We start from the raw sequence: 4,663 nt of genomic DNA on the forward strand, positions 1-4,663 counted from the left end.
CGCAGCTAAAAAGGTTTTTCCTGTTCCTGCTGGACCAATACAAAAAGTAACATCGTGTTTTTTGTATGGCTTTAATATATTGCTTTTGTCGAAAGGTTTTCGCCCGAACCACTTCCCCTCGGCGAGTTTCTTGCTAAAATAGACTTTTGTAGGTCTTGGTATTCGTCCATGCGTCCCGTATCTAACGCTTGAAACGCCGTCATTAAATCGGGACGAGAAATGGTTTTCGCTTCCTGCCAATAGGGTTGTAGCGATCGCAAAACTTTAACCACCCGTTCGACAGGTTTTTCAGGTCCATAAATACTTAATTCTTGACCGCGCAACACTAAGTTAGCCCCGGTGTGACGGGAGAGGAATTTGAGGTTTTCTTCGGCCACACCGGCTAAAGCGATCGCACTTTCATGACTGGGTAATTGAAGGGTTTGAGAAGTTTCGGTCATTTATGATGATTAATATAATCCTTTTTAAGATAATTGGCTGGTTTAAACGATGATTATTATCAAGGGTAATGAATGATTTAACCCTTTGCCTAGGGGGTTAATCAATCAATATTTCCATAACTTAACACACCCTTACTTAATTTTCTACTAATTAACCTGAAGATTGCCTCAAATAATCCTTTCAAATGAGCAAAAACAAAAAAAAAGTTAATTTTCACCGAAGAATCGAACCCGACAACTATCATCAAGCTACAGATAAGAGTATTGACCCCTAAATCTATCCTCCATTGTCATTTTTTAGTCAAGAGTTATGAAATTTGTTGATGAATATCGCAGTGCAGATTTAGCGCAGAAATATGTAGAAGAAATTAGAAAAACCGTCACCCAATCTTGGACAATTATGGAAATTTGTGGCGGGCAAACTCACTCTATTGTTAAATACGGAATTGATAGTTTATTACCCTCGGAAATAACTCTCATTCATGGACCTGGTTGTCCTGTTTGTGTTACCCCGATTGAATTAATTGATTGTGCTTTAAAAATTGCCAGTCTTTCTAATGTTATTTTCTGCTCCTTTGGGGATATGTTACGGGTTCCTGGAAGCGAAAAAGATTTATTAAGCATTAAAGCATCTGGGGGAGATGTTCGGATTGTTTACTCACCCTTAGATAGTTTAAAAATTGCTCAAGAAAATCCTGATCAAGAGGTGGTTTTTTTCGCCGTTGGCTTTGAAACCACCACACCCGCCACTGCTATGGCAGTGTATCAGGCCAAACAGCAGGGAATAACGAATTTTTCTTTGTTAGTTTCCCATGTTTTAGTTCCCCCGGCAATGGAAGCCCTTTTATCCTCTCCTAATTGTGTGGTTCAAGGATTTTTAGCTGCCGGTCATGTGTGTACAGTTATGGGTTATGAAGCTTATCAACCCATTGCCGAAAAATATCAAGTTCCTATCGTGGTTACTGGATTTGAACCCATTGATGTGTTGCAAGGAATTTACCATTGTATTCAACAGTTAGAAACAGGAAAATTTAACTGTGAAAATCAATATCTTCGTTCGGTAAAAACCCAAGGTAATTCTTTAGCCCAACAAGTGATTCAAGAAGTTTTTGAAGTGGTTCCCCGTCGTTGGCGAGGTATTGGAGAGATTGGAGAGAGTGGCCTCGGATTGCGCACAGAATACGCCCTCTATGATGCCTTAAAACGCTTTGAAGCCGACTTATCAACCATGACCCTATCAACCCCCCCAGAGGTTTGTATTAGCGGTCAAATCATGCAAGGTTACAAAAAGCCCAATGATTGTCCGGCCTTCGGAACCCAATGCACCCCAGAACAGCCCCTAGGGGCGCCCATGGTATCCTCAGAAGGAGCTTGTGCTGCCTATTACCGCTATCGACACCACCAAAAAACTCAGTAGAGTGAAAACTTACTTGTTTGGGCTGCAAGGGAGCGCCGGAGCAGGGAGAAGGGAGATTGTAAAAACTTATTTTAGAGCCAATAAAGATTTAAATAGCTACAAATCTCTACAAATATCAATTATACTCACCAATTTTTTAGTTTTATCCTATTTTCTTTCTCCCCCGCTCCGATCTCCCAAGCTCCCCCACAATCCTAACTAGGATCTTTGTGATCGAGTGAAACAGCCCCTTGTTGACCCCCAATTTCTGAACAAAATATTACAAAATATTAAGAAACAATAGTGAATGTCAACACAATGCCAGAAAATAATTGGGTCAGGTTGCTTAATCATGAATCAAGTTGACTGATTCAACAGCAACCCGATTTGGTATAAGATGTCAGTTTAAGAGCATCTAATTCAATTTATTGGGAGGAATCCATCAATGAGTATTGTCACGAAATCCATCGTGAATGCTGATGCAGAAGCCCGCTACCTCAGCCCTGGCGAACTTGATAGAATCAAAGCCTTTGTGACCGGCGGTGCTGCTCGTTTACGCATTGCAGAAACCTTAACCGGTTCACGGGAAACCATCGTTAAGCAAGCCGGCGATCGCTTATTCCAGAAGCGTCCTGATGTTGTTTCCCCTGGTGGAAACGCTTACGGTGAAGAAATGACCGCTACCTGTCTTCGTGACATGGACTACTATCTTCGTTTAATCACCTACGGAATCGTTTCTGGTGACGTTACCCCCATCGAAGAAATTGGTTTAGTGGGTGTACGGGAAATGTACAAATCTTTGGGAACCCCCATCGAAGCTGTAGCCCAAAGTGTAAGAGAAATGAAAGAAGTAGCAACCGGAATGATGTCTGCTGATGATGCAGCAGAAGCTGGTTCTTACTTTGATTATGTCATTGGTGCGATGAGCTAAGACGAGTTAAAATAACTCAAACTATCCAAGCCGTCCCCAATAATTGTAAGACTGTTGAAGACTAGGCAAGATTAAGGAAGCAAAACTATGCAAGACGCAATTACCTCTGTCATTAATTCCGCCGACGTACAAGGAAAGTACCTCGATGGCTCTGCTATGGACAAATTGAAAACCTACTTCGCGACCGGAGAACTCCGTGTCCGTGCTGCTAGTGTCATCAGTGCTAACGCTGCTGCGATTGTTAAAGAAGCAGTTGCTAAGTCCTTACTGTACTCCGATGTTACCCGTCCCGGTGGTAATATGTACACCACTCGTCGTTACGCTGCTTGTATTCGTGACCTCGACTACTATTTACGTTATTCCACCTATGCTATGTTAGCCGGTGATCCTTCTATCCTCGATGAGCGTGTTCTCAATGGATTAAAAGAAACCTACAACTCCTTAGGCGTTCCCGTAGGTAGCACTGTTCAAGCCATCCAAGCGATGAAAGAAGTCACCGCTGGTCTCGTTGGTGCAGACGCAGGAAAAGAAATGGGTGTTTATTTTGACTACATTTGCTCTGGCTTAAGCTAGAACCAATAAGGGTAACAACGGACTAAAGGTTACCAAAAAGAGGTTCGGGAAGTCTAGAGTGAGTGCTAGCTGGTTAAAGGCTTAATCTTTGCTGCTAAAGATAGGTTTTGACGATCTAGTATTGACTCTTGACTCCCGAACTTTGTTATATCAGGATTTTTGAGAAAATTTAGGAGACCTCGAGCCATGCGAATGTTTAAAGTCACCGCCTGTGTTCCCAGTCAAACAAGAATTCGGACTCAGCGGGAATTACAAAATACCTTTTTCACAAAATTAGTTCCCTATGATAACTGGTTTCGGGAACAACAACGCATCATGAAAATGGGCGGTAAAATCGTCAAAGTAGAATTAGCCACAGGTAAACCTGGAACTAATACTGGATTAATGTAGATACAAAAAAGTTATCTCAAAAATTGTCGGTAGAAAAGAAAAACCATCAGTTTCTACTGAGACAACAAGGGGTCGATATGGGCCCCTTTTTATTGTCCTTGGGAAAATTTTTGGCTGAGATGGTAAACGAAGAGAAAAATTTGGGAATGCTGAGAAAGAATAGCCGAGTAGACATCATTTTCTGGTTCTAAAAATTAACCAGCCCCGAAAATAAGAGAACTGTTATAGAAGTTAATCCCTATTATTCAACCAACCCAAATTACACCCTATCGTTAACCACCCATGTCTAATCACTCTCAAGAATCTTTAAATTGTGAAGCCACTTTGATTGGTCAAAAACTTCCTGATTGTCAGGCCACAATAGTGGGTGATGAATCCCCCTCTCAACAATTGGGGGCATCAACAAATCTTAATCCTCATGAAACCCAATCCCAGACCGTTGTGACCCTGGTGAATAAATTTCTGGCCAAAGCAGTGGAAAAACAAGCCACTCACCTCGAAATTGAACCAGAAGCCAATTTTTTAAGCATTCGCTACGGCCACAAAAAAAGTCTTAAACCCCTCATCGATCCCCTACCGAAAAATTAACCTCAGCCATCTTATCTCGCTTAAAACTGATGGCTGAGTTAGACATTAACCAATCTCAAACCCGACAAAAAGGTCGCATTCGTAAACGGGGAGGCGGACGGACCATTCACTTTTTTGTGCAGACTCAACCCTGTTTTTATGGGGAAAAAATGACCATTCGTGTGGTCGATAGTGCTGTTAAACCTCCCAATTTAGAGAACTTGATTCCCAATGAACCGATGAGACAGTCTTTAGAAGAGATACTCCAAGGTTCTTCAGGGTTATTACTCGTAACCAGCACCGACAAACAAGTCCCCAGTTCCTTGCTTTATAGTCTCTTTTGTAGAAACCTATCTAACCCGAAAG

At 41.8% G+C, this 4,663-nt stretch carries 6 protein-coding genes and 1 pseudogene; 6 read left to right on the forward strand and 1 reads right to left on the reverse strand.

The window, feature by feature from the left end; genetic code table 11:
• A pseudogene (locus C4E06_RS05260) lies at positions 1–440 on the reverse strand (PhoH family protein); the annotation flags it as partial.
• Positions 441–750: 310 nt separating this feature from the next.
• Between C4E06_RS05260 and hypD the strand changes: the two are divergent.
• The 6 genes from hypD to C4E06_RS27650 form a co-directional block, all read left to right on the forward strand.
• Entirely contained in the window at positions 751–1,857 is a 1,107-nt protein-coding gene (gene hypD / locus C4E06_RS05265; protein ID WP_107667118.1) for a hydrogenase formation protein HypD, read from the forward strand.
• 424 nt (positions 1,858–2,281) lie between these two features.
• Entirely contained in the window at positions 2,282–2,767 is a 486-nt protein-coding gene (gene apcA, locus C4E06_RS05270; RefSeq protein WP_009547370.1) for an allophycocyanin subunit alpha, read from the forward strand.
• An 87-nt stretch (positions 2,768–2,854) separates the two neighbouring features.
• Positions 2,855–3,340: an allophycocyanin subunit beta gene (apcB, locus tag C4E06_RS05275; protein WP_107667119.1), complete on the forward strand. Its 486-nt coding sequence runs from the start codon at positions 2,855–2,857 to the stop codon at positions 3,338–3,340.
• 186 nt (positions 3,341–3,526) lie between these two features.
• The gene (locus C4E06_RS05280; protein ID WP_107667120.1) at positions 3,527–3,730 is read left to right on the forward strand and encodes a phycobilisome linker polypeptide; all 204 of its coding nucleotides are present in this window, start codon (positions 3,527–3,529) and stop codon (positions 3,728–3,730) included.
• Between the two features lie 282 nt (positions 3,731–4,012).
• Entirely contained in the window at positions 4,013–4,318 is a 306-nt protein-coding gene (locus tag C4E06_RS27645) for a hypothetical protein (protein WP_198648341.1), read from the forward strand.
• A gap of 29 nt (positions 4,319–4,347) precedes the next feature.
• Positions 4,348–4,663 (forward strand): ATPase, T2SS/T4P/T4SS family (locus tag C4E06_RS27650; RefSeq protein ID WP_232826162.1); only part of this gene is annotated, 316 nt, incomplete at its 3' end.

This window comes from Cyanothece sp. BG0011, from assembly GCF_003013815.1.
Classification (GTDB): domain Bacteria; phylum Cyanobacteriota; class Cyanobacteriia; order Cyanobacteriales; family Microcystaceae; genus Crocosphaera.

Excerpts from the sequence above, each read along its gene's own strand:
- hypD (WP_107667118.1), top strand. The coding sequence starts at position 751 with ATGAAATTTGTTGATGAATATCGCAGTGCAGATTTAGCGCAGAAATAT.
- apcA (WP_009547370.1), top strand. The coding sequence starts at position 2,282 with ATGAGTATTGTCACGAAATCCATCGTGAATGCTGATGCAGAAGCCCGC.
- apcB (WP_107667119.1), top strand. The coding sequence starts at position 2,855 with ATGCAAGACGCAATTACCTCTGTCATTAATTCCGCCGACGTACAAGGA.
- C4E06_RS05280 (WP_107667120.1), top strand. The coding sequence starts at position 3,527 with ATGCGAATGTTTAAAGTCACCGCCTGTGTTCCCAGTCAAACAAGAATT.
- C4E06_RS27645 (WP_198648341.1), top strand. The coding sequence starts at position 4,013 with ATGTCTAATCACTCTCAAGAATCTTTAAATTGTGAAGCCACTTTGATT.